The 26,518-nt window shown below is 60.2% G+C and carries 20 protein-coding genes and 1 riboswitch; of the genes, 10 read left to right on the plus strand and 10 right to left on the minus strand.

Annotation, left to right across the window (positions count from 1 at the left end):
- Nucleotides 1–2: 2 nt before the first annotated feature.
- The gene (locus tag LVE68_RS07280) at nucleotides 3–2,891 is read right to left on the minus strand and encodes a TonB-dependent receptor (protein ID WP_233006361.1); all 2,889 of its coding nucleotides are present in this window, start codon (nucleotides 2,889–2,891) and stop codon (nucleotides 3–5) included.
- A gap of 612 nt (nucleotides 2,892–3,503) precedes the next feature.
- Here LVE68_RS07280 and LVE68_RS07285 point away from each other — a divergent pair.
- Nucleotides 3,504–4,052: a thioredoxin family protein gene (locus LVE68_RS07285; RefSeq protein WP_233006362.1), complete on the plus strand. Its 549-nt coding sequence runs from the start codon at nucleotides 3,504–3,506 to the stop codon at nucleotides 4,050–4,052.
- A 100-nt stretch (nucleotides 4,053–4,152) separates the two neighbouring features.
- On the opposite strand, the gene LVE68_RS07290 is transcribed toward LVE68_RS07285, so the two are convergent.
- Nucleotides 4,153–4,857: a glutamine amidotransferase-related protein gene (locus LVE68_RS07290; RefSeq protein ID WP_233006363.1), complete on the minus strand. Its 705-nt coding sequence runs from the start codon at nucleotides 4,855–4,857 to the stop codon at nucleotides 4,153–4,155.
- Between the two features lie 149 nt (nucleotides 4,858–5,006).
- On the opposite strand from LVE68_RS07290, the gene LVE68_RS07295 reads away from it, so the two are divergent.
- Nucleotides 5,007–5,738: an OmpW/AlkL family protein gene (locus tag LVE68_RS07295; protein WP_233006364.1), complete on the plus strand. Its 732-nt coding sequence runs from the start codon at nucleotides 5,007–5,009 to the stop codon at nucleotides 5,736–5,738.
- A gap of 484 nt (nucleotides 5,739–6,222) precedes the next feature.
- The gene (locus tag LVE68_RS07300) at nucleotides 6,223–8,463 is read left to right on the plus strand and encodes a TonB-dependent receptor (RefSeq protein ID WP_233006365.1); all 2,241 of its coding nucleotides are present in this window, start codon (nucleotides 6,223–6,225) and stop codon (nucleotides 8,461–8,463) included.
- Nucleotides 8,464–8,517: 54 nt separating this feature from the next.
- On the opposite strand, the gene LVE68_RS07305 is transcribed toward LVE68_RS07300, so the two are convergent.
- From LVE68_RS07305 to LVE68_RS07315, 3 genes are all read right to left on the minus strand, one after another.
- The gene (locus LVE68_RS07305; RefSeq protein WP_233006366.1) at nucleotides 8,518–10,479 is read right to left on the minus strand and encodes an alpha/beta hydrolase family protein; all 1,962 of its coding nucleotides are present in this window, start codon (nucleotides 10,477–10,479) and stop codon (nucleotides 8,518–8,520) included.
- A gap of 175 nt (nucleotides 10,480–10,654) precedes the next feature.
- Entirely contained in the window at nucleotides 10,655–11,281 is a 627-nt protein-coding gene (cobO, locus tag LVE68_RS07310) for a cob(I)yrinic acid a,c-diamide adenosyltransferase (RefSeq protein WP_233006367.1), read from the minus strand.
- 229 nt (nucleotides 11,282–11,510) lie between these two features.
- Nucleotides 11,511–13,373 (minus strand): TonB-dependent receptor plug domain-containing protein, encoded by a 1,863-nt coding sequence (locus LVE68_RS07315; RefSeq protein WP_233006368.1) that lies wholly within the window; start codon nucleotides 13,371–13,373, stop codon nucleotides 11,511–11,513.
- 124 nt (nucleotides 13,374–13,497) lie between these two features.
- Nucleotides 13,498–13,639: riboswitch (cobalamin riboswitch) on the minus strand.
- 132 nt (nucleotides 13,640–13,771) lie between these two features.
- On the opposite strand from LVE68_RS07315, the gene LVE68_RS07320 reads away from it, so the two are divergent.
- Entirely contained in the window at nucleotides 13,772–13,975 is a 204-nt protein-coding gene (locus tag LVE68_RS07320) for a hypothetical protein (protein WP_233006369.1), read from the plus strand.
- 20 nt (nucleotides 13,976–13,995) lie between these two features.
- Here LVE68_RS07320 and LVE68_RS07325 read toward each other — a convergent pair whose 3' ends face one another.
- From LVE68_RS07325 to LVE68_RS07335, 3 genes are read right to left on the minus strand one after another with little or no spacing between them, the layout of a single operon-like run.
- A complete protein-coding gene (locus LVE68_RS07325) occupies nucleotides 13,996–14,766 on the minus strand; it encodes an ABC transporter ATP-binding protein (protein WP_233006370.1) in 771 nt (256 codons plus the stop codon).
- Entirely contained in the window at nucleotides 14,763–15,758 is a 996-nt protein-coding gene (locus LVE68_RS07330; RefSeq protein WP_233006371.1) for a FecCD family ABC transporter permease, read from the minus strand. Before LVE68_RS07330 ends, LVE68_RS07325 begins: the two co-directional genes overlap by 4 nt.
- Nucleotides 15,742–16,575 carry an ABC transporter substrate-binding protein gene (locus tag LVE68_RS07335; RefSeq protein WP_233006372.1) on the minus strand — a complete coding sequence of 278 codons (834 nt, stop codon included), beginning with the start codon at nucleotides 16,573–16,575 and terminating at the stop codon, nucleotides 15,742–15,744. Before LVE68_RS07335 ends, LVE68_RS07330 begins: the two co-directional genes overlap by 17 nt.
- Before the next feature lie 166 nt (nucleotides 16,576–16,741).
- Between LVE68_RS07335 and LVE68_RS07340 the strand changes: the two genes are divergently transcribed.
- Complete coding sequence (locus LVE68_RS07340; protein ID WP_233006373.1) at nucleotides 16,742–17,125, plus strand: DUF6249 domain-containing protein; 384 nt, start codon at nucleotides 16,742–16,744, stop codon at nucleotides 17,123–17,125.
- A 17-nt stretch (nucleotides 17,126–17,142) separates the two neighbouring features.
- Here LVE68_RS07340 and radA read toward each other — a convergent pair whose 3' ends face one another.
- Nucleotides 17,143–18,537 carry a DNA repair protein RadA gene (radA, locus tag LVE68_RS07345; RefSeq protein WP_233006374.1) on the minus strand — a complete coding sequence of 465 codons (1,395 nt, stop codon included), beginning with the start codon at nucleotides 18,535–18,537 and terminating at the stop codon, nucleotides 17,143–17,145.
- A gap of 136 nt (nucleotides 18,538–18,673) precedes the next feature.
- On the opposite strand from radA, the gene LVE68_RS07350 reads away from it, so the two are divergent.
- Nucleotides 18,674–19,381 carry a 4'-phosphopantetheinyl transferase family protein gene (locus LVE68_RS07350; RefSeq protein WP_233006375.1) on the plus strand — a complete coding sequence of 236 codons (708 nt, stop codon included), beginning with the start codon at nucleotides 18,674–18,676 and terminating at the stop codon, nucleotides 19,379–19,381.
- 42 nt (nucleotides 19,382–19,423) lie between these two features.
- Here the strand turns inward: LVE68_RS07350 and ppk2 are convergent, their stop codons facing one another.
- The gene (ppk2, locus tag LVE68_RS07355) at nucleotides 19,424–20,218 is read right to left on the minus strand and encodes a polyphosphate kinase 2 (protein ID WP_233006376.1); all 795 of its coding nucleotides are present in this window, start codon (nucleotides 20,216–20,218) and stop codon (nucleotides 19,424–19,426) included.
- A gap of 286 nt (nucleotides 20,219–20,504) precedes the next feature.
- Between ppk2 and LVE68_RS07360 the strand changes: the two genes are divergently transcribed.
- The 4 genes from LVE68_RS07360 (at nucleotide 20,505) to nqrF (ending at nucleotide 26,468) form a co-directional block, all read left to right on the plus strand.
- Nucleotides 20,505–20,885, plus strand: coding sequence for a hypothetical protein (locus tag LVE68_RS07360; protein ID WP_233006377.1), 381 nt, complete (start codon nucleotides 20,505–20,507; stop codon nucleotides 20,883–20,885).
- A 173-nt stretch (nucleotides 20,886–21,058) separates the two neighbouring features.
- Nucleotides 21,059–23,788 carry a TonB-dependent receptor domain-containing protein gene (locus LVE68_RS07365; protein WP_233006378.1) on the plus strand — a complete coding sequence of 910 codons (2,730 nt, stop codon included), beginning with the start codon at nucleotides 21,059–21,061 and terminating at the stop codon, nucleotides 23,786–23,788.
- Nucleotides 23,789–23,874: 86 nt separating this feature from the next.
- The gene (locus LVE68_RS07370; RefSeq protein WP_233006379.1) at nucleotides 23,875–24,606 is read left to right on the plus strand and encodes a hypothetical protein; all 732 of its coding nucleotides are present in this window, start codon (nucleotides 23,875–23,877) and stop codon (nucleotides 24,604–24,606) included.
- Nucleotides 24,603–26,468 (plus strand): NADH:ubiquinone reductase (Na(+)-transporting) subunit F, encoded by a 1,866-nt coding sequence (gene nqrF / locus LVE68_RS07375; RefSeq protein ID WP_233006380.1) that lies wholly within the window; start codon nucleotides 24,603–24,605, stop codon nucleotides 26,466–26,468. Before LVE68_RS07370 ends, nqrF begins: the two co-directional genes overlap by 4 nt.
- Nucleotides 26,469–26,518: the final 50 nt, after the last annotated feature.

The raw sequence follows: 26,518 nt of genomic DNA on the forward strand, positions 1-26,518 counted from the left end.
ACTTAGTTGAACTCGTAGCGAACGCCAAGGCGAACGGCACGAGGTGCCTGGTAGTAAACCGGCTCACCGTAGAACTCATCGACGAGACCGCCGTCGGTGTCACCAGTCTCAACCACTTCGCTGACAGCGTCGTTGCCGAACACGTTAAACACGTCGAAAGACAGCATCAGCTCCTGGTTGTTGGCGAACTGCACCGGGTACTGGGCATTCAGGTCCAGGTTCCAGTAGGTGTCAGTGCGACCCTGGCTACCGCGCGGCTGAAGCTCACCCTGGCAGTAGAAAGACTCGGCACCGTAGGCCTGGGCAAACACGTCGGTCGGGTGAACGCCGAAGCAGTTCTTCGGACGACCGGTCTGCCACATGAAGTTACCACCCAGGCGCAGGCCCATGTCGAACTGGTAAGTACCAAATGCCTTCAGGGTGTGGCGGCGATCGTTCGGCAGGTTGCCGTAACCACCATCCAGCAGTCCCGGCTGGTCGAAGTTGGTGGTCAGGCCGGCATCGTCCTGGCCGTTGTCCGAACGCACGTAACCTTCGTTGTTACCCCAGCTGTGGCCCCAGGTATAGGACGCATCAACCATCCAGCGACCATCGAACGGACGACGGAAAGTGAATTCCAGCGCACCGTACTGACGCTTGGCCTCCGGGTAACCCAGCTGGTCCGCGGAAAGGTTCACGAACTCATCGGTCTCCGGGATGTAGATACGCATATCGTTACCCGGGTTGGTGAGTACGTACTGGTGGAAACCAGTGAAGGCGTCTTCAACAGTACCGTCTGCAGTCCAGTTGCCCTCGGTGTTGTAGTAATCGATAACGGCAGCATCGATCGCCACGTCCTCGATGGAGGTCTCCAGGTTGCGGTACATACCCTTGACACCCAGCTCCATGCCATTCTCCATTACGTATTCGTAACCGAGGATGAACTCAGACTGGTACATGGGCTCAATGTTGGTATCCACCAGGCTGCGGGTATCCGGCACAGTGCCGTCACCAAACAGGTCCTGGTCGAACTGGCCACCGACGTTACACGGGGTAAAGTCGGCGTTCAGGCACTCGCCGTCCCAGTCGTAGTAGTTCTGGATATAGGTCTCGTTACCGGCCATCCGAATATTGGTATTCGAGGCGATCGGCAGGTAGTACATACCCCAGTTGGCAAAGATCTTCTGGTTGCCGGCACCGGTCGGGTCGAATACCGCTGACAGGCGCGGTGCCCACTGGTTGTCGATCTCGATGAACGCGTCACCGGCACCGTTGTTGTTCTTGAAGGTCTCGTTACGCAGACCCAGCTGCAGGGAGAGCTGGTCGGTTGCCTGCCAGGTGTCCTGGATGTAGAACGCTGAGGACTCTACGTCGAACTCACCACCTACGTTATAGATACGCTCACGAACGTTCGCGCCGGAGGGACACTCAGCCAGGGAGCACTCGTTGTAAGTGTTGTTCGGATCCAGCAGCCAGTAGACGCCACCAGAGTTCACAGTCGCACTGGTAGAGGTGTTGTTTTCCTGGTCGAGGCCCACTTCCAGGAAGTGGTCATTCAGGTCCCAGGAAAGGTCAACACGCAGCATTTCGCGTGTATCTTCACCGGTTTCAACGGTGAAGTTGGTCCAGTCACCGCGAGCGATAAAGCCACCGTTGTACTCGTACACCACCGGGATATCGGCAGTGGCAGGAGCGGTAGTGCGGTTTGCCTCGTTTTCACCGTAGGACACGGCCAGGGTGACAGTGTCAGTCAGGTTACCGGTGTAGGTGGCAATCCAGTTCATACCACCGCGCTCGTACAGGGTATCACCCAGGTAGTTGCCAACAGTTTCAGTGGCAGAGTCGTACTCGTAGGAGCCTTCGATGGTCTCGCGCTCGTCACTGAAAGCGGTCAGTTCAACACGGTGGTTTTCACTGATGTAGCCATCCAGTTTTACGCCCCAGAAATCGGTGTCCTGCTCGGCCTTGTAACCACGGCCGCTGAGCATGCCGTAATATTCCTGCTCCTCGCTCTTGTTGCTGTAGAGCGCGTAGAAGAACAGGCGATCTTCGATGATCGGGCCGGAGGCATAGATATCGGCATTGGTCTCCGAGTATTCGTCCTTGTCGTTATCGGCGGCGTAAGTATTCGGTGCCGTTTCGACCTCGGTATCGTAGTAGAAGTTGGAACCGAACTTGAATTCGTTGGTACCACTCTTGGAGGTGGCATTCATGACACCACCGGTGGAGCGGCCGAACTTGGCGGAGTAACCGCCGGTCTTGACCTGGATGCTGTCGTAGAATTCAAACGGAACTTCAGAAAAGCCCAGACCGTTACGGAAGTTGGTGGTGTTGAGGCCGTTGATGTAGCTCACGTTCTCCGCAACTGACGCACCGGCAAAGCTGGCATGATTACCAAAGGTCTGGTCACCGCGCGTTACGCTCGGGGCCAGCAGGGTAACAGAGGTCAGGTCGCGGGCTACGGGGATTTCGTTCAGTTCCTCGGCAGAAATTACCATGCCGGATTCTGCGATACCCACGTCTACCTGGGAGATACGCTCACCGTTAACGACAACCTGCTCCAGCTCAGCGCCGGAGCCTAGGACGATGGTAGCCGTACCGCCAAGGCTAACGACAACAGTCTGCGTATCAACGACACCGCCGTCATTGAATACCTGCAGCTGGTATTTGCCCGGAGTCAGGCTGCCAAAGCGGAACTCGCCGTCGGCATCGACACTGATTTCCTTGGTGATACCACGAGCGGTATCAGTCAGCTTGATAGTCTTGGCATTCTCGACACCCACCACGGAACCGCGAATGGTGCCGGTGGTGTCGTCGGCAAATACTGTCGGGCTGGCGACAGTGGTAGCACCGATCGCCAGAGCCAGGACGCTCTTGGCCAGGTGCATTCTGAGCTTGTTATTTGAGCTCATATTGACCCCTCTCTTATAGGAAGTTGTTGTGTGAGTTGTATTTATTGAACGTGATCGCCCCCCAGCGATCACTTTCCCAACACAAGTACCAAGACGAGCGAGGAACAGTTTTACTCAACTTTTTTTGTAAAAAAATCACAAAACGAAAATATTTTTATGCCAGATGCATCCCTATTGGCACTATCCCTGGAACATCAGCTCCTAACCGAAAGCAAAAGAGAGCAGGATAAATTCAAAAACGGCATATTATCGATAAACCTATCCCATAAGGGTCAGGCTTTACACTAAGGGGCTCATATTCAGCTTAGTCAGCAAAGTTTTGATTTAACGGGTGATCAAAACTCTCAAAAAGCTCACAAATTAAACAGGCTGCCGCTTTGTATCATTGCGGACCGACTTTCAGGCCGGTGCCCGAGAACTCCCTGGAGAACCTCAACAGGACAGGGCAGCATGATCACAGGGCAAAAGAAATATGCCCGCCCGCCGGTAACGAATAAAAATCAACCAGCCCGGTTATGACAGGGACGCGTGCACTCCACCTTTTACACCGGCCCCCGGAACAGTAACCTGTATGGAGAATGATTCCTTAACCAGCTGATTGCAGGACCGCACATGGCTCTTACCCCATCAAGCATGATTCCGCTCGGCACCGAGATGCCGGCATTTACCCTTCCCGATACCAATGGCAGGATGCTGTCGAGTGCTAAGATGGCGGGCAAGCCGCTGCTTGTGATGTTTATCTGCAATCACTGCCCTTTTGTAAAACATATAGCCGCCGCATTGTCAGAATTTGCGGAGCAATATATTCCCGCTGGCCTCGCCATTGTCGCCATTAACAGCAACGACTTTGCCAGCCACCCGGACGACAGCCCGGATAAGATGCGCGAGGAAATAGCTGCAAGGGGCTACCGGTTCCCATACCTGGTGGACGAAGGGCAGGAAGTGGCAAGGGCGTTCGACGCAGCATGTACGCCGGACTTCTTCCTCTTCGACCGGGATGGCAAGCTGGCGTACCGGGGCCAGTTCGACAGCAGTCGACCGGGCAATGGCGAGCCAGTGGACGGCTCTGACTTGCGCGCGGCGGCAGATGCGGTACTGCGGGGGGAGCAGCCGGACGCGGACCAGACGCCGTCCGTCGGCTGCAATATCAAATGGAAGTAAACCGGACCCCGGTTGCCCTGTAGGAGCGCCCCATGGCCGCGAATACACCCGCCTTTGGGTGATCGCAGCCAGCAGCCGCTCCTACCGTATCAACCGGTGATTACTGCTTGCGCAGGAACTCCAGCATCCACTTGGCCACGGTGCTTTCGTGGATATCGTTCTGCAGGGAAGCCTGCCCCTTTTCCACCACATCCCCGCCGAAAGCCTCGCGGCGAAGCTCCATCAGGCTGTTGGAATAGGGCTTGGTGAATTCCGGGTGGGCCTGGAAGGTGAGCATATTCTCATCCACCTGCACCATGGCCATGGGACAGAAATCGCTGGACGCCAGGATCCGGGCCCCGGGCGGCAGGGTTTCCACCTGGTCCTGGTGGCTGACCAGCAGGCTGAACTGGTCGAGCGGCTCGGACATCCAGCTCGGTGTCTCCTGCAGCTCGTAGGTATGGACGCCGACACCCCAGCCCTTGTCTGACTTGCGGGTCTTGCCCCCCAGGGCCTGGGCGATCAGCTGGTGACCGAAACAGATGCCGATGGTGGGCTTGCCCCGTTCCCGCAGCATGCGCACAAACTCCATCAGGGGCGGGATCCAGGGCTTGTCCTCGTAGACACCAGTCTTGCTGCCGGTAATCAGGTAAGCGTCCACTTCATCGACGTCATCCGGGTAGTGACCGTGCTGCACTTCATAGGTCACAAACTCCAGGGATGGATCCTGGTCCCGCAGCAGCTGGGCAAACATTTCCGGATATTCACCAAATTCACCCACCAGCTCCTTGCGGACATCATCGGTTTTCAACACGCCTATTTTCATTATCTCACCGCTGAATTGACTACTGAGGTGGCGGATTATGGCATATCCCGGCCCCGTCTGGCGTCCGGTACCACAGCATCCCCTCGGCGCCTGCGCCCAGTGTCTAGACTGACTTTTGGGAACCGCAGTCTTCATGGAGCGAACCGAAAATGAGATCCACGGCACTTCTGACCTCCGCCCTGGCGCTGGCACTGGCCGGCAACAGCGTCCTGGCGGAAAACCGCCAGGGGGATTTCATCCTGCGAGCCGGGGCCGGGGCGACAATACCGGATGACATGTCCGAGGAGCTGAGGCTGAATGGCGCCCTCCTGCCGGGCACCCGCGTCCTGGTAGATGATGGATATGCCGCCACCTTTACCGGCGCCTGGGTGTTTGCCGACCACTGGGGCCTGGGCTTGCTCCTGGCCACCCCGTTTGAACACGACCTGGATGTCCGCGGCCTGCCGGACGCAGATGGGCTCTCGATTGGCACTGTACCCCTGGGTGACATCAAGCACCTGCCCCCGACGCTGACGGTACAGTGGTTCCCGGTCTGTGTAGAGTCATGGGTCCAGCCTTACGTCGGCTTCGGCGTCAACTACACCACTTTTGTCGACGAAGACGTTGCCCGCATCGCCAATGGCTATTTCCTCAACATGCTCGGTGCCACGCGGGATGCGAGACTTGAGCTCGATGATTCCTGGGGGCTGGCGGGCGAGCTGGGTGTAGACGTGCAATTTGGCCCTGAAAGCCGCTGGCTGTTTAATGCCTCCATGTGGTACCTGGACATCGACGCCGACGCGGAGATTCGCTTTCCCACCGAGACCGGAGTTTCCCGGATTAAAACGGAAGTGGAGATCGACCCCTTCGTATACAGCGTAGGCATCGGATATCGTTTCTGATACAGATACGATTTATCCTCAGGACGCGAAAAGAAAATAATACTGCCAGGACCATCCATAGCAGCCGCAGATTCCCGCCCGACGCCTTGCGATAGTCCTTTATTCTGGTTAAGGTGAAATAAACCTGTCACCAGATCGGGCCATCGAGTCATTTCCAGCCCGGTTTAGCCTGGTTTCCCCCGGCAGCCCGGAGCGCCGCGCCAATGTGCTGCCTGTTATCTCGAGGTGTTGTTTACCAGCGCCAAGTTCGAACGCAGTTCAACTAAAAGAACAACAGACAACTCTGATTCTATTGCGCCCGACAACGGCAATACTTTGCCGCTGTGCCTCGGCATGCCCCCGCTACTCCGGTGGCTGTAATTGCGTGTAATGGCGCCGGCATAAAAACAAGAACAAAAAGCCAATAACAAGAAACCGATAAAAAGGTGAGAGCGAAAATTCAAAATAACACGGCATAAGAATATCGCACGACAAGGAGAGCAATATGCAACGCGCCACCACCATCAACCGCCCAGGAACTGCGGTTATCCGCCAGGGGCTTTCCCATCGCCACTTCCTCCCGGCACTACTGGCTCTCGCAATCAGCGCGCCGGTTACTGCCCAGCAACAATCGGTGCTCGAAGAAGTCACGGTGACAGCACAGAAACGTGAACAGTCGATGCAGGATGTCTCGGTCGCTGTCAGCGCGTTTTCCGGCGATGCTATCGAGAAAATGGGTTTCGAGGAGGGCCTGGACATTACCCAGCAGGTCCCCAATATGAATTTCTTCGCTATCTTCGGCGAGGCATCCAGTCCGTCCGTCAGCCTGCGCGGTATCAGCCTGGTGAATTTTTCCGACTCCTGGGAGTCGCCGGTATCCATCTATGTGGATGACGTCTATCGAGGTAATCCTGCCGGCTCTGCTATCCAGTTGTTCGACCTGGAGCGCGTGGAAGTGCTGCGCGGGCCCCAGGGCACCCTTTATGGCCGCAACACCACCGGCGGGCTTGTGCACTATGTATCCCGCAAACCCACCGATGAATTTACCGCTAGCGCCAGCGCCAGCCTCGGCAGCTATTCCGAGCAGATCCTGGAGGGCGCGGTTGGCGGCGCGCTGGCCGACGGCGTGCGCGGTCGCTTCGCCTTCAAAAGCACCACCAATGATGGCTGGCAGACCAACACTGTTACCGGTGACAAGCTGAACGATACTGACAGCTTCGGCTACCGCGGCCAGCTTGACTTCGACCTCGGTGAAAGCGGCGGCCTGCTACTGAATTTCCATGGCAGCGAGGCGGACCAGAACTCGGTTGGCTTCGCCCATATGGGCTACCTGGAAGCGGCCAGTGAAGATGCCGCGACCTGTTCCATTTCCCGCATCCAGGATGGTGGCTGCACCAGCAATACCTTCGGGTTTACCGGCGCAGAGGCCGTGGACGGCAAATTTGATCCCGAGCATGTGGCCAGCGGTGCCGCCAATGGCCTGATCACCCAGATTGACACCTATGGTACGTCGGCCACCCTCGACTGGGAGTTCGAGGACTTTACCCTGACCTCCATCACCGCCTACGAAGAACTGGACAAGTTCCTGCAGGATGACGGCGATGGCACCGAAGTGGTCTGGTTTGACGAGCAGTATGCCGTGGACGCGGAGCAATATACCCAGGAATTACGGCTGGATGGCGCCACCGATAATGCCACCTGGGTTACCGGCTTTTACTACTACAAGGATGATCGTGGCCTGGTCACGGAAGCCCCGACAACCGCCGACGGCCTCTGGCACCAGGAAATCGTCGCCCTCGACAGCGAATCCTGGGCGCTGTTCGGCCAGGTTGAATACGACCTGGCCCCGACCCTGACCCTGGTGAGCGGCCTGCGCTATACCGAAGAGGAACGGGAGTTTGTCCAGGATTCCGGCCCCAGCTTTTACGAGCCGCTCTCTGTGCGGGACGACCTGAGTGAAAGCGCCACCACCGGCAGGCTGGGGCTCGACTGGCGTCCCGGTGATGACACCCTCGCCTATGCCAGCTTTTCCACTGGTTTCAAGAGTGGCGGTTTCTCCGGCAGCTACAACGCCTCGCTGGAAGCCACCCGCCCGGTGAGCGCCGAGGAGATAACTAACTTCGAGGTAGGGCTGAAAACTACCCTGGCAGAAGTCTACCGACTCAACGCGGCAGCGTTCCACTACACGGTGGAAGACTACCAGGCGCAGGTTTTCCTGACGGTGGCCGACGGTAGCGTGATTACCAACGCGGGGGATGTGGAGGGAACCGGCGCGGAAATCGAACTGACCGCGCCGATTACCGACAACTTCGAGGTGATCGCCGGCGCCGGCTGGCTGTCCACCGAGTTCGACTCGGAGCAGATATTCTTTGTGGCCGGCGACAGCTATACGCTGGACGGCAATGAACTGCCCTCTGCGCCCGGCTTCACCTACAACCTGGTGGCGCGTTACTACCAGGCCCTGGGAGAATCAGGCGAGCTGGTATTCCAGGGTGATTACTCCTGGCAGGATGACCACTTCCTGCAGATCGAGAACGACCCCTACTCCCGCCATGAAGCCTACGGCCTGGCCAACGCCAGTGTCAGCTGGTATTCACCCTCCCAGCGCTACAGCGTGCAGGCGTTTGTGAACAACCTGGCGGACGAGGAGTATTTCACCTACCAGAATACCCTCGGCAGCGACTGGGGATACGGTGTCTGGGGCCAGCCGCGCACTGCGGGCATGCGCTTCAGCTGGAAACTGTAAGCCAGCATGCAAGCACGCGCCGGGGCCCCTGTGGGGGCGCCGGCCTGCCTGCTTTTATTTGAGGTGCTGGTCCAGGAAACCGATAACTTCCGACATTGCCGCTTTTCTGTTTACAGATTCATTGAAATGGTGGGTTCCATGGTCAAGCACTTCCAGACGCACCCTCTTATCTTCTCGCTCCAGCGCCTTGGCCATCATTTTCGACTGGCCAACATCAACCCGTGTATCAAACCCACCATGCACCAACAATACCGGGACACTGAAACTTCCGGCATGGTTCACCGGTGAATTGTTCTCGATATCCTTCCTTTCCTCCGGGGAATGAATATCAGCAAGCTGCTCCTCGTAGTAACGGTTGTAGCCCCGCACGAAATCAAAATTAATCATGCTGGGAATATCGCTGACGCCAGCCAAACTGACCACACAATCGAACCTTTTCGGCGTTTTGAAACCAGCGGTAAGAGCTACATACCCGCCGTAACTGGCGCCAACGATACAGGCCCTCTCGGTGTCAGCCAGTTTGTTCCGCTCTACCCAGCTTACAGCATCAATAACATCCTGCTGCATTGCCTTACCCCATTGCTTATATCCCGCAACGAGATAATCATCGCCAAACCCGGAGGAACCACGAAAGTTCACTTGTAATACCGCATACCCACGATCTGCAAACATCTGCACCCAGGGATCAAAGTACTGGGTATCACGGGCATGCGGGCCACCATGGGGAAATACAACCAGCGGAGCATCGGTAACACCCCCAGGGCGAGTAAGGTACCCATTCAGCTCCATCCCATCAGAGGCCTCGAAACTGAAAGGCTCAACTTTCGCAAGGCTCTTGTTCTCGAGCTTCGGAAACTGGCTGAACCAGAAATCCAGGGTCTTTTTCTGTCGGTCAAACAGATAATACTTCCCGGGGGAGTGATCCGATATTGCATATACCACCATCCGGTTGCCGGACTTATCCCTGCTCACAATATGGGACTTCAACCCCTGCCGCTGGAACAGGAGCCTCAGTTGCTGCGAAATATTGGATTTCTGCGCACTGACATATTTATGCTCTACAAAATTATCCAGGTAACTGAAGCCGATAAATTCATTGGCATCGCCCGCCCTCCAGAAAATAGGACCCTCCACATCGAGAGTGGCCGGTGCCTCCCCGACCAAACCGGAAAACTGCCCACTTTCTATGTCGTAACGCCAGATGGCCCTCTTCCCCAGCTTGCGATTGCTGATCACCAGGAGTGTGTGACTTTCATCCTCATAAAAAAATGGATAAAAACTGTCATCTTTATAGGCATCAAAGCTGGCGATGCGCTGCCAGTCCTCCTTGGCATTTTTGCGGAAGTAGACATGATTAACGCGCGACTCTCTCTTGGTGTCACGCCCCATGGCGAGCCGAACCTCACCTTTGCGATCTACTCCCCAGCTAAATATCTGGCGATCATTGGGCAAGTACTTCTCGAAATCCCCGTTTTCAACATTAACCTTGAACACAGAGGAAAAATAATTATCCCGCGGATCGGCAACCTCGACGAGTATATGCTCGTCATCCTCAGGCAAAAGGCTTACTACCGATGGATTCAACCTCAGGAGGTCAATATCACTCTCTGCAACATCCCTTTTCTTCAGCTCAATTGTGGACTTTCCATCAATTGAGATTGAGTACAGGGTGGTCAACCGGGCCCGCACGTTGCGCCCCCCCACCCGCAGTTGCTCTGGTTGCGAGACTGCCGCCAACACACGCTCATTATTGAGCCAGCTTACGGACTCAATCCTGAACTTGCCCTCCTCCAGTCCAACAAGAAAGTTCACCTCTTTACTACCGTAGGGGGCTGTTGCCACAAGAGTCTTGTTCTCTGAGTTGACTACAGCCAGCAGGTTCTTTCCATCTGGGGAAACTGATACCTGGTTAACCAATGGAAGGTCACTGAATGCTCCAGAGTCTGCCGCACGCACACCCACTGCAACGATGAGACAAACTGTAACAAATAGGCTTTTCAAGCAACTTGAATTCATATCAACCCCCAATCCCGATTTCTTTATAGTTATATCCCTAAACACTTAGGCTGGATTTACTAAATCGGGAAAGAGGATAACCGGCATACAGCCGGTTGATCGACCATTTACTACATTATTTTCTGCACGATTCAAGAAGGGCCAAAAGGTTTGAATACAATGACAGGTTAGGCAATCACCATTCAATACCCTTGCGGGCGGCAACTCCTTTTTCGAATGCATGTTTCTCAGCCCGCATCTCGGTAACCGTATCGGCAATACCCTTCAGGTACTGCTTTGCGCCACGCCCGGTAATGATCACCGTCTGCTCACGCGGGCGGTTTTCTATAGCGGTGATCACTGCATCTCGATCGAGCCACTTGTAATTGAGGGCATAAGTGAGCTCATCCAGCACTACCAGGTATACCGACTCATCCGCGAGCGCCGCGGAAAGTTTTTCCCACAATGCCAGGGCCGCAGCCTTGTCGGCCTCGAAGTCCTGGGTCTCCCAGGTAAAGTCGGTGCCCATTTCAAACCACTGCAGGGAAAACTGCTCCGCCGGCAGTCCCGTGAGGAGGTTTTTCTCCCCGCACTCCCAGGCTCCCTTGATAAACTGCCCCACCACTACCCTGTAGCCATACCCCAGGGCCCGGGTGACCGTACCCATTGCCGCGGTGGTCTTGCCCTTGCCGTCACCGGTGTAGAGGATGGCAATCCCGCGCTCTTCCAGCGCCTTTGCAACACCCGCATCGACAATTTCCTTGCGCTGCTGCATACGCCGCTTATGGCGCTCGGCCTTTTTACCGGTGTCCGAATCGGTCATGGACAAAACTCCGCGTTAGAAAATTGCTCGCAAACTCAAGAGCTGTAGGAGCGGCCGCTGGTCGCGACCGAAAGGATACTCGGCGCGACACATGGTAATTATCGCACTCTGCAGTCCCGCGCAGCCGATAGTAACCGGATCGCAGTCCGGGCGAACACAAGGTTCGCCCCTACACCCCTCCAGCGTCGCAGGGATAGCGTTCCCGCCCAGAGCCGCTCCTACACCAGACTCAAAGTGTCATCTCGACTCCGGCATAAACCGCCGCCCCGGCCGTATTGTAGCCGGCCACCTCGCGGTAATCCTCATCGAGGATATTCTCACCACGCAGGTTCAGCCGCAGGGACTCGGAAATCCGGTAAGACACCTTCAGGTCCAGCACGCTGTAATCATCCAGGGCGACCACTGGACCGAAAAAATCCGGGTTCGGACTCAGCCGGTTTGCGACCCTGCGCCAGTTTGCTCCCACTGCAAGGCGGTCCCCCAGCAGGCGATAATTCCCACCCAGGTTATAGACCTGCCCCGGTACCTGCAGGCGCTGGCTACCATTCGTGTCTTCGGCATCCAGGAGCGTTCCGTTAAAGTACCAGTCCAGGCTATCCAGAAGCTTGCCAGACATGACCAACTCGATGCCCTCGGACCGGCTTACACCGTCATCCTGCCCGTAGGCACCGAAACCGGAATTGCCCAGGCTGTAGTCAAAGATGATGGCGTCCTGGATCTGCTGGTCGAAATAAACCAGCTCCAGGTGCAGTCTCTCGGCAAGCCGGTATTCGGCGGCCAGCTCATAGCCGCGGCTGGTCTCCGGCCCCACCGGCCCTGCGCCCTCGCCCACGTTATACGCCAGCTCGAACGGGCTGGGCGCCCGGTAACCGGTGCCGTAGCTCGCGCGCAGCTTGGCCTCCACCTCATCACCCAACAGGATCGGGTAGGCCAGGGAGCTGCGCCAGCTGTCGTGATCCTCGGTCTCCAGGGTGTCGCGACGCACACCTACAGAGTAATGGATTACCCCTCCCAGGTCGGCACGCCATTCACTGAAGATTCCCAGGCTATCCAGTTCCCGGGCATCGAAGGCGCTGGAGAATTCCTGCTGTTCGTACTCCGCACCCCAGAGCAACTCACCGCCGGCAAGCGCCGTATTGCCCACATAGTTGAGCTCGTCGATACCACCATCCACGGCAAAGGTACTTGCACCCACCGCGAGGCTGTCCCGCTCGATCTCCTGTCGTGCCACCGCCAACTGGTTGCCGATGCCGGAGACCCGGTAGTCGGCACTCAGGCGATAGCTGCCCTGGGTGTATTCGTCGAGACAGTCATTGGAAGAGGAAAAACCGGCGAAGCAGCCGTCAAACGCCGACTCGGTGCCGGTGTGACGTACCTGCGCACGCAGGGCAAGGTTCTCGCTGACCTGGTATCCCAGCTGGGCGCTGGCGGTGCGATTGCTGTAGCCGTCCCGTTCGCCGCTGGCATCCGCCACCTGGCTGTTGAAACCATCGGTATCCAATACCCCCAGGTTGATCCGGTAATCCCATTGTTCGCCCTCGCCGTAGAGGCTGGCGCTGGTATCGCGGCTACCGTAACGTCCCGTCTCTACTGCCAGGGACCCACCCAGCGGGGCATCGGCTTTTTTGGTGATGATATTGATCACACCACCGGCCCCGGCGCCATACATCATGCCCTGGGGGCCACGCAGGACTTCCACTCGCTCGATATCACCCGCCAGCAGGTGCTGGAACTGGGTGGCCACCTGGGTGTTCGCGGGATCGGCAATGTTGACACCGTCCAGCAATACCAGGGTGCGGTAATTGCTTTCACCGCGCAGGTAGATATTGCTCACTTTGCCGGCGCCACCGTTATTGCTGACAGCAACCCCTGGCAGAGTGCGAATGACATCCAGCAACCTGGCATAGCCCAACCGCTCGATATCGGCGGCAGTAACAATCGACACCGATACCCCCAGCTCCCGTCGCGGTATTTCCACGCGGCTGGCAGTAACGGAAACCTGTTCCAGTTCGCCGTTGTCTTCGGCGGACACAATCTGGCTGGTGGCGGTCAGCAATGGCAGTAGCGCCGCCGGGAGAAGAGTTTTGTTCACAGTGATTCCCCAATCTCGAAAAAGGACGGATTGAGGGAGGGTGAGTGCAATCGGTGCTTACCACAGGGACCGGAAGCGGGCTTCAGCGGTCGCCTTACACAGACCAGACAAAGCCCTCCGCTTTATCCTACGAATGCCGAGGGCCGGTATCGGGCTTACCGCGTTAGCGGCTCACCGTTGCGGGGGCAGCGCCGGACTCACTGGAACCAGTTCACCGGACTTCCCGTTTAACCCGACCAAGCGCCACCCCCGAGGGAAAAGACGCTGCCGGGCACCCAAAGCGGGCCGCAGTATAGCAGTGAAGCACCCCACGGCGAACCGCAGGTCACGATCCGGTGCTACCGTTACAGGGACTACCCGATAGCAACCCCGTAGATGCGACTGGCGGAGGTGAGCAGATGAGCATGCTCAAGGAGCTGGAACTGGCAAGGCAGGAATTGCAGGATTCGGAAGCGCGCTGGGAAAATGCTCGCGAGGGCAACGCCGACAAGTACCGCCGGGAGGTCGAGGCCGCACGGAACCGCGTGCGCCGGCTGGAGAAGGCGCTGGAGGAATCGGGTGGGAAGCCACCGGGAACCGGTGGAGCCAACGATCGGGATTAACCCCGGCGAAACCCGCCCGCCTACAGCAGGTCCAGCGGCACAAAATCCGCCACACCATCGCGCCAGCGGAACTCGCAACTGACTCCGTACACCTCGCCGATCAGGTCAGGCGTGAGGACCTCCTCCGGGGTGCCCGTGGCACGCAGGCGGCCGCCCTCCAGGAGCAGGATGCGGTCGCAGTAACGGGCTGCCAGCGCCAGGTCGTGCAGGGCCAGGACTACCGTGCGCCCGCTGTCCGCCTGCTGGCGAAAGTTCTGCATCAACTGCAACTGGTGGCGGATATCCAGCGCCGCGGTGGGCTCATCGGCGATCAGTACGGGCGCCTCGCCCACCAGTAACCGCGCCAGTTGCACCCGGCGCAGCTCACCGCCCGACAGCCGGGTTACCGGGCGGTCGGCGAATTCCACAGCGTCCACCTGGGCCAGCGCCCGGTGCACCCGGTTATCGCGGTCGGCCGGCTTGCCCCAGGGCAGCAGGCCCAGCGCCACCAGGTCACGGGCGGCCAGGCTCCAGGCGGGCGTCTCGGCCTGGGGCAGGTAGGCACACAACTGTGCGCGCTCCCCGGCCGGGATTTTCGCCGCGTCATTGCCATCGATCTCGACCCTTCCCGCGGCCGGCGCCAGCACTCCCGCCAGCACCTGTAACAGGCTGCTCTTGCCCGCACCGTTGGGGCCCACCACCGCAGTCAGCTCACCAGGTTGAAAGCGGCAGCTGAGATTTTCGAGCACACGCTGGCGATGCCGGTCGACCGCCAGCTGGTGCACGCTGACTGGTAGCGCTCCCCGGCTCATAACTGCAACCCCCGCCGCGCGCTCACGATCAGCCAGAAAAAGAATGGTGCGCCGATAAAGGCAGTCACCGCACCGATGCGCAGTTCCTGCGCACCGATAAAGTTGAGCACCAGGATATCCGCCAGCAACAACAGCAGCGCACCGGCCAGGGCGCTGGCCCACAGCAGCCGGCCCGGATCCTGGTTGACCAACGGCCGTACCAGGTGCGGCACCACCAGGCCGATAAATCCAATCGTGCCCGCTACCGCCACCGCGGCCCCTACCGCGGCGGCAATACCCAGCAGGATCGCCAGCGGATAGCGGCGCCCGCCGAAGCCCAGCGACGCAGCGCTGGCCTCCCCCAGGGACAGGGCCCGCAGGTAGTTGCGCCCGCAGAACATCAGCGCTGCACCCACCACAACGAACGGCAGCGCCAGTAGCAGCTGGTCCCAGCCCCGGTTCGCCAGTGAGCCCAGCAGCCAGAAGACGATTTCCTGCATGGCGAACATACTGGGCGCGTAGTTGAGGGCCAGGGCCATCAGTGCGGACAGGAAGGCGTTGATGGCTACCCCGGCCAGGACCAGCCGGCTGGCGCTGGCCCCGCGACCGGCCAGCAGCCAGACACAGGCGACAGCCAGAAAGGCGCCGCCAATCGCCAGCAGCGGCAGCAGCCAGCCGGCCTGCCAGGCGAGGCCGTAATACAGTAGCAGGATGGCCGCCAGCGCCGCGCCACTGCTCACCCCCAGCAGCGCCGGCTCTGCCAGCGGGTTGCGCAGCATACCCTGCATGGCGGCGCCGCCCATCCCCAGCGCGGCCCCCACCAGCACCGCCAGCAATGCCCGGGGCAGGCGCAGTTGCCACAGGATGACTGCATCACTGCCCTGCGCATGCCAACCATCGGTAAGGGCGCCAGCCAGGTCGATGTCCACCGGGCCACTGGCCAGGGCACCGAGCAGTGCCAGCGGCAGGGCCAGCACCATCAGGGCCAGTATTGCGTTACTGCGATTTAACAAACTCTGCTCTCTTTTCCGTGAGTTCTTCCAGGGTCGCCCCCGCCACCAGGGCGGGACAGAAACCCAGTTCCGCCGGCAGGGTATACACATGGCCGCGCTCGATATAGCGCCGGATGACCGGGTGCCGGGTCGCCAGGTGGGCCAGGGCGAACTCCTGCTCACCGCCATAGAGCACCAGCAGGTCGGGCTGTGCGGCAATCACCTCTTCCAGGCTCACCTTCTGTAACTGCTCGCCGCCGCGTTCGGCGGCCAGGTTGCGGAAACCGGCACGCTCCAGCAATTGGTGCTCCAGCATGCCACTGCCATAGGTAATATTGTTCGCCGACAGGATTAATGCGGTCGGATCGCCACCGGCTTTTTCTGTCGCCACTGCCGGGGGTTGCCCTGCAAGCAGCGACTGCAGCGTTTTATAGTGAGAGTCCAGCTGTGGGTTATCACCCAGTACCGAGCGCAATGACTGCAGCTGCTCCAGTAGCTGTTCCAGTCTGTAGGCGTCGGGAACCTTGACCACCCGCACCCCCAGCTCCTGCAGGCGTGCCGCCGCGCGGCCGGCGCCGTACTGCCCCGCCAGCACAAGGTCGGGATCCAGTTTCAGCAGCTCTTCCGCACGCCCGCGGTTCAGGTGAATGCCCACCGGCAGGGGCGCGCGGCGGTAGTGGTCGTTATCGGCAAGCCAGGTCACCGATACAATCTTCTCCGGTGCCACCCATTCCAGCAGCAACTGGTCCAGGCACAGGTTCAGCGACGCAATCCTCTCCTGGGCCAGGGCGCCGGGGGCCATGGCCAGTAATAGCAGTATCCGGGACACGAAATGCATCGCTGCTGTGGCTTCCTTTACAATCTGTTACCGGGACGCATTGCGATAAGGAAACACTGTTCCCGAAGGTCCCGCGCACGGAGGGTGCATCTGAATTGCCCTGTCGATGCATCATACCGATTGCATGGGCAATTAGTTAACGACAAAGAAAAAGACGGAGAACACCGTGAACGAAGCAACTCTTGCACTCCTGGTCCCCTTCGGGGTCTTCCTGCTGATCGGGGTTTCACTTTGGCTGGTATTGAACTTTCGCGCCAAAAGGAACCTGGAGATCCAGAACACCCTGCGCCTGGCCCTGGAAAAGGGCGTCGAGCTGACACCAGACCTGATTGAGCACCTGGGAGCCAACAACAAGCCGCACCCGTTGAAGGACCTGCGGCGTGGCATTGTCTGGATCGCCGTTGCCGCCGGCATCGCGGCGTTTGGCGTTTTTGTCCCTGACCCGAGCAATCACGCCATGTTTGCCCTACTGGCAGTAGCCACGCTGCCGTTCGCTATTGGCCTGGGCTACCTGGCCATGCACCTGTTCTCACGGCAACAGCCAGCCTGAGGAGGCAACCGGGGCGCTCAGCTCATCTCTATCGCGCTGAGTGCTTCCGCCAGGGTCTTGACCGCCATTATTTCCATCCCCTCGATATCGCTCTTGAGGCGGTTGGCGGCCGGGACGATGGCCTTGCGAAAGCCGTGCTTGGCGGCCTCCCGCAGGCGCTCCTGACCGTGGGGTACCGGGCGTATTTCACCCGCCAGGCCCACCTCGCCGAACACCATCAGGTCGCGCGGCAGCACGCGGTTGCGGAAGCTGGACACCACCGACAGTAACAGGGTGAGGTCCGCGCTGGTCTCCATGACCTTCACGCCACCCACCACATTGATAAACACATCCTGGTCCCCGACCAGGACGCCGCCGTGGCGGTGCAGTACCGCCAGCAGCATATTCAGCCGGTTCTGGTCCAGGCCCACGGCCACCCGGCGCGGGTTGCCCAGGCTGCTGTCGTCCACCAGCGCCTGCAGTTCCACCAGCAGCGGGCGGGTACCCTCCCACACCGAGGTCACTACCGATCCCGCTGCCACTTCCTCGGCGCGCTGCAGGAAAATCGCGGAAGGGTTGGAGACCTCCTTCAGGCCCTGCTCGGTCATGGCGAACACCCCCAGCTCATTGACCGCACCGAAGCGGTTCTTGTGGGCACGCAGGGTACGGAAACGGGAATCGTGGGTGCCCTCCAGCAGGATGGAGCAGTCGATAATGTGCTCCAGCACCTTGGGGCCGGCGAGGCTGCCGTCCTTGGTGACATGCCCCACCAGGATCAGCGCAGTACCGGTCTGCTTGGCATAGCGGGTCAGGTAGGCGGCACTCTCGCGCACCTGGGCCACCGAGCCGGGGGCCGACTGCACATCGCTCATATGCATGACCTGGATGGAGTCGACCACCATTACCCGCGGCTTGACATCCCTGGCCGCCAGGCAGATCCGCTCGACCTCGGTCTCACTCAGCATCTGCAGGTCGTCCGCCGGCAACCCCAGCCGCTTGGCCCGCATGGCCACCTGCTGCAGGGATTCCTCACCGGTGATGTACAGTGCCGGCATCTGCCGGGCCAGGTGGCACAGGGTCTGCAGCAGGATGGTGGACTTGCCGGCACCGGGATGGCCACCGATCAGCACCACGGAACCCGGTACCAGGCCGCCGCCCAGTACCCGGTCCATTTCCCCGGCGTTGGTGGGAATTCGCGGCAGTTCACTCAGGTCGATCTCGGACAGTTTCTGCACTTTGCCGGCACCGGCGGCGCCGGCATAACCAGTCTGGGCGTCGGTGAAGTTGGCGGCGCGGCTGTCGGTGTGTTCCGCACCCAGGCGTACCTCGCTGAGGCTGTTCCAGGTGCCGCAGGCGTTACACTGGCCGGCCCACTTGGTGTAGTCGGCTCCGCATTCGTTACATACAAAGGCGGTCTTGCTTTTCTTGGCCACGGCCAGTCCCCCACCGGGTTTACTCACAACAGGCGGCAGAGTTTACCTGCCCGCACGGGCCGGGGAAAACCGTGGCAGTGGCACCTGCTCGGGCCAAGCGGGTAGCATTGGGCTACTGTGTTGGAGTTCCCGGACCATGACCACCCGTACCTGGCTGTTAAAACTGGACGATATTCGCCCCGACGACCGGAGGGCGGCGGCATTTGCCGGGCTGCTGACGCCCGATGAGCATAAGCGGCTTACCGGCCTTGGCAGCAGTGAGGCGCGGCACCGCTTCCTGCTGAGTCGCGTCCTGCTCCGCAGGGTCCTGGGCCAGGTCACCGGCCGCACCCCGCAGTCACTCCGGTTTATCGTCATGCCCAGCGGCAAGCCGATTCTGGCAGACGAGCCCAGCCTGCAATTCAGCCTGAGCCATAGCGGTGACTGGATCGCGCTGGCGGTCAGTGAGCAGGGGCCGGTGGGTATCGATATCGAGCAGCCCCGCCCCCGGCGCAATGTCATGCGCATTGCGCACCGCTACTTTCACCCCGACGAATGTGCGCTGCTGGAGGCACCGCCCGCAGCGGACACCGAGCGCCAGTTCTACCGCCTGTGGACACTGAAGGAAGCTTTCTTCAAGGCCCGGGGCACGGGTATCTCTGAGGGGATGGGGCGAATCAACTTTGCGACTTTTGACCGCGATCACCAGGCACTGATTGATCCGGAGCTCGAGGGCGATATGCCCTGGCAATTCTACTGCGTGGAAAACCCCGAGAGGCACAACCGGGACTTCTACCTGGCGGTAGCGGGACAGGACCCGGAACTGGAGCAGCTGCACCTGGTGCGCGGATTGCCCGGGGAGTGACCCCCGAACCCGGCCCCGCGGGAGAACCCCGGGCTGGCGGGTTCAGGGCGCGATCCTTCCCCGCAGCAACTCGCGGCCGTCATAGGGGAAGACAATGTCCGGATCGGGTTTTCCCCCGCAATGATCCTTCCCGGGACATTCCACCGACCGCAGCAGGTGCCGGATCACATTCAGCCGCGCCTGCTTCTTGTTATTTGCTCGGACTACGGTCCAGGGCACCAGCTCTGTGTGACTGCGGGCAAGCATCTCGTTGCGGGCCAGGCTGTATTCGTCCCAGTGTGCCAGTGCCACTTCGTCAACCGGACTGACCTTCCACTGTTTGAGCGGATCCCGACGCCGGTCCGCGAGGCGACGCGCCTGTTCCTCGCGGTCTATATCCAGGTAGTACTTGATAATCTGGATACCCGAGCTCACCAGCATATGCTCGAACGGCACCACCGACGTCATAAACTGGCGGTAGTCGTGTTCGGTGCAGAAGCCCATCACCCGCTCGACCCCGGCGCGGTTGTACCAGCTTCGATTGAACAGCACCATTTCACCTTCTGACGGCAGGTGCGGGACCCAGCGCTGGAAATACCAGCTGGCGTTATCCCGGTCCGAGGGCTTACCCAGCGCCACCACCCGGGTTTCGCGCGGACTGAGGTGTTCAACGATTCGCTTGATGGTGCCATCCTTCCCGGCCGCATCGCGCCCCTCAAACAGCACCAGGATCTGCAGGTTATTCGCGATCAGCTCGCGCTGCAGGGACACGAGCCGCACCTGCAGGTCCCGCAGCTGTCGCTTGTACCCTCCTCTATCCCCTTTGCGATCCCATTCACCCTGCTTCTGGCCCTTCATTGCTTCCCCCGGGGAGTTACCCGCTGGCCACTTCAGTCTATTCCCACAAGCACTGCACAATTTCGCAGGCTGATAACACAAAACAATAATGTGAAAGGATGGTTATCCGCAGGACAGCCGGGACACCGCAAAAATTATTTAACCATGCCTGTCGCCGAACCCGACATAAGCCTCCCCATCCGGTATCTTGCGTAACACCACCGGCCCACCGGGCTTGTATAGACAACTGTTACCGCTTATTCTCGAGCTGTCTGATGATAATAATTACATAGCCCTGAAAAACCTGATGTCACTTGCCCTCACGCGTATATTGTTGATTACGCTGGCACTGGCCCTGAACGGCCAGGCCTTCGCGGCACCCTGTGCCGGGGGCAACAGTGGTGGCGAGCACGGCGGTGAACATCACCAGGCCGGGCAGGCAGCACAACACTGCGCCCCGGAATCCCATCACTGTGACGCAACGTCCCAGGCCTCCACAATCCAGGATAGCGGCCCTGAAAGCTGCGAGCAGGCCTGCAGCTGTTGCCCGGGCCACTGCGCGAGTGCGATCACTGCCCAGAGTGTCCATGGCCCCGCAGCGCTGGCGCCTGTAGCGCACACACTCTACGCAGAACTCCAGTCATCCCCTCTCCCCGAAGCTGCCTTGCGGCCCCCCATTACCACCTGAGCAGGATTGGTGCGCCCGCAGTAAACAACTCCTGCACCGGGGCACCTCCGACGCCTGGAATCCCGCGCATAAATTGCGCCCTGTCTTAGGGCCGCGTTGCCAAACACCTGGCTGACGCGTGCAACCTGTCGCCCCGCGACAGGCATAACAGATTAGAACTAGAGGACAACTCAATGACTCGTCCCTGTAAAACACTGACAAGAACGCCTCTCTTCCTTGCATTCGCCACTGCAGTCGCTGGTTATGGCCAGCTGGCGCTGGCACAGGACGACAGCACTGTTGCCAAGCCGGAGATAGAGGAAGTGAACGTAACCGGCACACGTATCAAGCGCGCTGACATCGAGGGTGTCGGCCCGGTAACCGTCCTGAGCGAGGCTTCCATCGAAGCCACCGGTCACAGCTCACTGGAGAACCTGCTGCAATCCATTCCTGCGGCAGCGGGCTTCGGCGGCAACCAGACCAATGCCTACTGGACGTCAAACGGCTGGGGCACGCCGCAGATCAACCTGCGCGGCCTGGGCATCAATCGCACGCTGGTAATGGTCAATGGCCGTCGGGTTGTCAACGGCGGCACTGGCGCCAACAGCAGCGTCGACCTGTCCATGATTCCCATGTCACTGATTTCCAGCATCGAGGTTTTGAAGGACGGTGCCTCGGCCACCTACGGCGCTGACGCTGTCGCGGGCGTTGTAAACCTGATCACCAAGAAGGAATTCGATGGCCTGGAGATCGAAGGCAAGTATGGGCAGACTGCCCTCGGCGATGGCGAGGAAACCGTGCTCGACCTGACCTGGGGCGTTTCCGGTGACCGCGGCAACCTGATGGTCAACATGAGCTACCAGGACAACGGCCCCTCGCCGCTGGTCGACCGCGTACCCTGCCCGCTGACCGGTGACAGCTATACCGAGTGCAGCGGCAGTTCATCGACCATTGGTGGTCGCGCCACCCTGCCGGCCGGGGCCGTGCTGGCCGACGGTACCGTGCTGACCGAGCCCACCCGGATCAATTTCAACCAGGACCCGGGTGGCAACGGCGACTTTTACGAGCGCTACGATGGCGCCAAACACGGCTTCAATTACAACCCCTATTTCAATGCGGTGCAGCCGATCGAACGCTTCAGCTTCACCACCCTGGGCAACTTCGACATAACCGACTCGGCCACCCTGTTCACCGAACTGATGTTCACCAACCGCCAGTCCATGCAGCCGGCCTCCCCGGCAAGCCTGTCAGGCATTGCCTACTCCGCGGACCACCCCACCAACCCCACCGGTACTGATTTCGTGCTGGAGCGTCGTCGCCTGCTGGAAAACGGCGCGCGAGATTTCTACCAGGAGGTTGATACCTGGCGCGCGGTAACCGGGATCGAGGGCGATATCAACGGCAACTGGGGCTATGAGGTCGCCTTCAACTGGGGACGCAACACTGCCACCGACGCTATCGCCAACAACATCAACATGCAGCGTGTGGGCGAAACCCTCGACCCCAGCCTGTGCGGCATGGACGGTATCCCCTGCGCTGACTTCCTTGGCTACGGGGACGTGACCGGCGATGTACTCGACTATATCGTCTTCAACCAGGAAGGCACCGGTGGCAACGAACAGAAGAGCATCAGTGCCCACGTCAATGGTGACCTGTTCGAAATGCCTGCCGGTACCGTCGGCTTTGCCACCGGGATCGAATGGCGCGAGGACAGCGGCTGGCGCAAACCCGACTCACTTGTGCAGGCGGGTTACGCGCTGGGCAACCAGGCGGACCCGATCTCCGGCTCCACCGAGGCCCGCGAAGTGTATGCGGAAATGCTGGTGCCGGTGCTGGCCGGACTGCCACTGGTGCAATCGCTGGATTTGGACCTGGCGATGCGCTACTCCGACTATGACCTGTTCGACGGCGAGGACACCTACAAGGCGGGCCTCAACTGGCAGGTAAACGACATGCTCAAGGTGCGCGGCACCATGACCACCGCCTTCCGCGTGCCGAATGTACCGGAGCTGTTCGGCGGCGTTTCCGAGGGCAACCTGACCACCGTCGACCCCTGCTCGGACTACGCCTCACTGGACCCGTCCAGCACTGTCTACCAGAACTGCCGGGATGCCGGTGTGCCGCTGAACTATACCCAGCTGGGCACCACTATCCTGACCGACCGGGGCGGCAACCAGAACCTGACGCCGGAGAGCGCCGAAACTTTCACGTTGGGCCTGGTGTTGCAGCCGCTGGACGGCCTGTCCCTGACCCTCGACTACTTCGATATCGAAATCGACGATGCCATCCGCGAAGTGTCCGGCTCCACCAAGCTGGCCATGTGCTATGAGTCGGCCAATCTCGGCCACGCTTTCTGCGCACCGGACCAGCACACCCGCAACCCGGTCAACGGCGATGTGAACTACCTGTCCACGCAGAAGTTCAACACCGGCAGGGAAACCATGCAGGGCATCGACTTCGGCGCGCTGTACGATTTCGATTTCGCCGGCCTGTCCCACACCCTGGATTTCAAGGCCTCATACCTGCAGGAGTACGAGACCGTGGCGTTCGAGGGGGACGCCCCGTTTGTGCTCGCCGGCTACATCGGTAGTGGCAACGGGGGCTACCCGCACTGGCGCACCAACACCTCGCTGACCACACGCGGCAACCAGTGGAGCGGCACCTACTCGATCCGCATGATCGGCGAGGGTGACGACTTCAATGCGGACAGCGGCATCGGTTCCAGCATGCCCAGTATCTTCTACCACAATGTGCAGTTCTCATATGCCCTGAGCGACGCATTGCGGATGAGCGTGGGCGTGGACAACCTGTTCGACCAGGAAGCGCCGCGGGTTGCCAGCTGGACGGACGGCAATACCGATACCATGACCTATGACCTGGCCGGCATGCGCAGCTATATGCGCATGACCTACCGCTTCGACTGAAGCAGCCGGGACATTCACGGCGGCGGGAGGTACACTCCCGCCTGCTGTTTACTTTCTCACCAGCTGTAACCCAGAGAAAAATAATCATGAAAACGGCATCACTTTCCAGGAAGATCCACAAATGGCTGTTCCTGTTTGTCGGTATCCAGGCCCTGCTGTGGACCCTGAGTGGCGTCTACATGGTGGTGATGGACCTGGATTTTATCCACGGCGACCACCTGGTAAAAAACCTGCGTGAGCCACTACCGGACAACACTGCGCAACTCGTTCCCACCGAAGACCTGCTGCGCGAGTACAGCGACCCCCTGTCGGTGCAGCTCAAGGCCATCCAGGGGAAACCGTTCTACATCCTGCGCGATAACGATGGTGCGCACCTGGTTGATGCCCGCAGTGGTATCGAGGTATCCCCCATAGAGCGGGACCGCGCCATTGAGCTGGCGGAGCACTACTATACCGGCGAGATAGCTGCCGGAAGCGCGCAACTGATCGAGGAAAACCCTCCCACCGAGCTCCAGTCGCGCCTGCTGCCCCTGTGGCGTGTCGACTTCGACGATCGCTACGGCACCAGTTTTTATATCCACCCGGACACCGGTGCGCTGGTTACCCGGCGCCATGATTACTGGCGCGCGTTCGACTTCTTCTGGATGCTGCACATCATGGATTACGAGGAGCGCGCGGACATCCACAACCCGCTGCTGCTGACCATCACCCTGGTGAGCCTCAGTGCTGTTATCGCCGGCCTGGTTTTGCTGTTCTACAGTTTCGGGCGCCGCCGCGATAGCGTGGCTGCGAGCCCGCAGGCGGGAGGTGCACGATGAGTTTCGTCAAGACAGCCCACAAGTGGCTGAGCCTGGTCATTGGCCTGCAGCTCGCGATCTGGCTGGCCAGTGGCCTCGCCTTTGCCCTGCTGGACTCCAGCATTGTCAGCGGTCGTCACCTGGCCGAACGGCAGGCGGCGCAGGCTATCGCGCCGCAACAATCGCTGCTCTCCCATGCGGAAATTGCCCGCCGCCTGGACAGCGGGGCGGTATTCTCCATTCGCCTGCAACCGGGCCTGGACCGCCCGGTCTACCGGGTGGAAACTGCAGAGGGAATCCAGCTGCGCGATGCCCGCAGCGGCGGGTTGCTGGCCATCGACGCCACCACGGCCGCCGATATCGCCGCACGGGACTATGCCGGTGACGACAGCCTGGTCGGCGAACCCGTCATGCTCGAGTCCGCCACCATGGAAACACGTGGCCACAGTGGTCCCATCTGGCGGGTGGATGTCGCCGATGAGTTCGGCACGACCCTGTACATTTCCGCCGGGGACGGGCGGATACTGGAGCGCCGCAATGACAGCTGGCGGCTGTTCGACATCTTCTGGATGCTGCACATCATGGACTACACCGAGCGGCAGGATTTCAACAACCCGTTCGTGATCGCCTTCGGCATCGGCGCCCTGCTGATGGCGATCTCCGGCTGCCTGCTACTGTTTTCCAGCTTCAGCCGCCACGACTTCAACCTGGTGGCAAAGTTGCGCCGCAGTAAGGTGGCCGTAACCCTGCTTGACCGGGCCGCCGCGCCGGTGCAGGAGCTGGCACTGCCCAGCGGCGTGAGCCTGTTCGAGGGCCTCGCCGCCAACGGCGTGCAGCTGCCCTCCAACTGCGGCGGCGGTGGCAGCTGTGGCCTCTGCCTGGTGCAGATGCCGGCGGACACGCCAGTCACCGGCAATGAGAAGGCCCTCCTGTCCCCATCCGAGCTCTCCGCCGGTTACCGCCTCGCCTGCCAGCAGCGCGCCAGCGGCGCAACCCGCCTGGTGCTGGATGACAGCGTGCTGCAGGCCGGCCAGTTCGAGGCCGAGGTGGTTGAAAGCCGTTTCCTGACGCCCTTTATCAAGGAAATCCGGCTGCGCCCCGACAGCAGCGGGCCCTTTTCCTTCCGTGCCGGCAGTTTTGTGCAGGTGGAGATCCCCCCACACCAGCTGCGGCTGGGAGAAATGATTGTGGAGCCCGCTTACCGCGACGACTGGCAACAGTGGCACGACACCCCTGCCGGCGCGCACGGCGAGCCCCTGCGGCGCTCATACTCGATGGCCAGCGCCCCCGGCGAGGCCCTCGACGGCACCGACGGAGAGGGCATCATTTCCCTGAATGTGCGCATCCAGCCCCCGCCCCCGGGCCAGGCCGCAGTGCCTGCCGGCGCCGGTTCAAGCTACATGTTCAACCTCACCAGGGGTGACCGCGTACAGCTGAGCGGCCCCTTTGGCAGCTTCCACGCCAGCGACAACGACCGGGAAATGATCCTGATCGGTGGTGGCGCGGGCATGGCACCGCTGCGCTCGATCATCGTGGACCAGCTGCGCAACCGCGGTAGCCGGCGAAGGATCCACTTCTGGTACGGCGCTCGGAGTCTTCGCGAGGTTTTTTACCGGGACCTGTTTGATACCCTCGCGGCCGAGCACCCCAATTTCCACTGGCACCTGGGACTGTCGGAACCGCACCCGGATGACCGCTGGTCCGGCCCTACCGGTTACATCAGCGATATTGCGGCGGAACAGTACCTGCGCGGACACCAGGACCTGGACGAGTGCGAGTTTTACCTCTGCGGCCCCCCGGCCATGCTCAAGGCGAGCATCGCCATGCTCACGGCACTGGGCGTACCGCGGGAACAGATCGCGTTTGATGACTTCGGCTGCTGAAGCGGTTGACCGCTGAGCAGTCGGCTGCGGGAGTGCCTTGCAATGCGCTC

The sequence above is a fragment of the Microbulbifer sp. YPW16 genome (genome assembly GCF_021290385.1).
Lineage (GTDB): Bacteria > Pseudomonadota > Gammaproteobacteria > Pseudomonadales > Cellvibrionaceae > Microbulbifer > Microbulbifer zhoushanensis.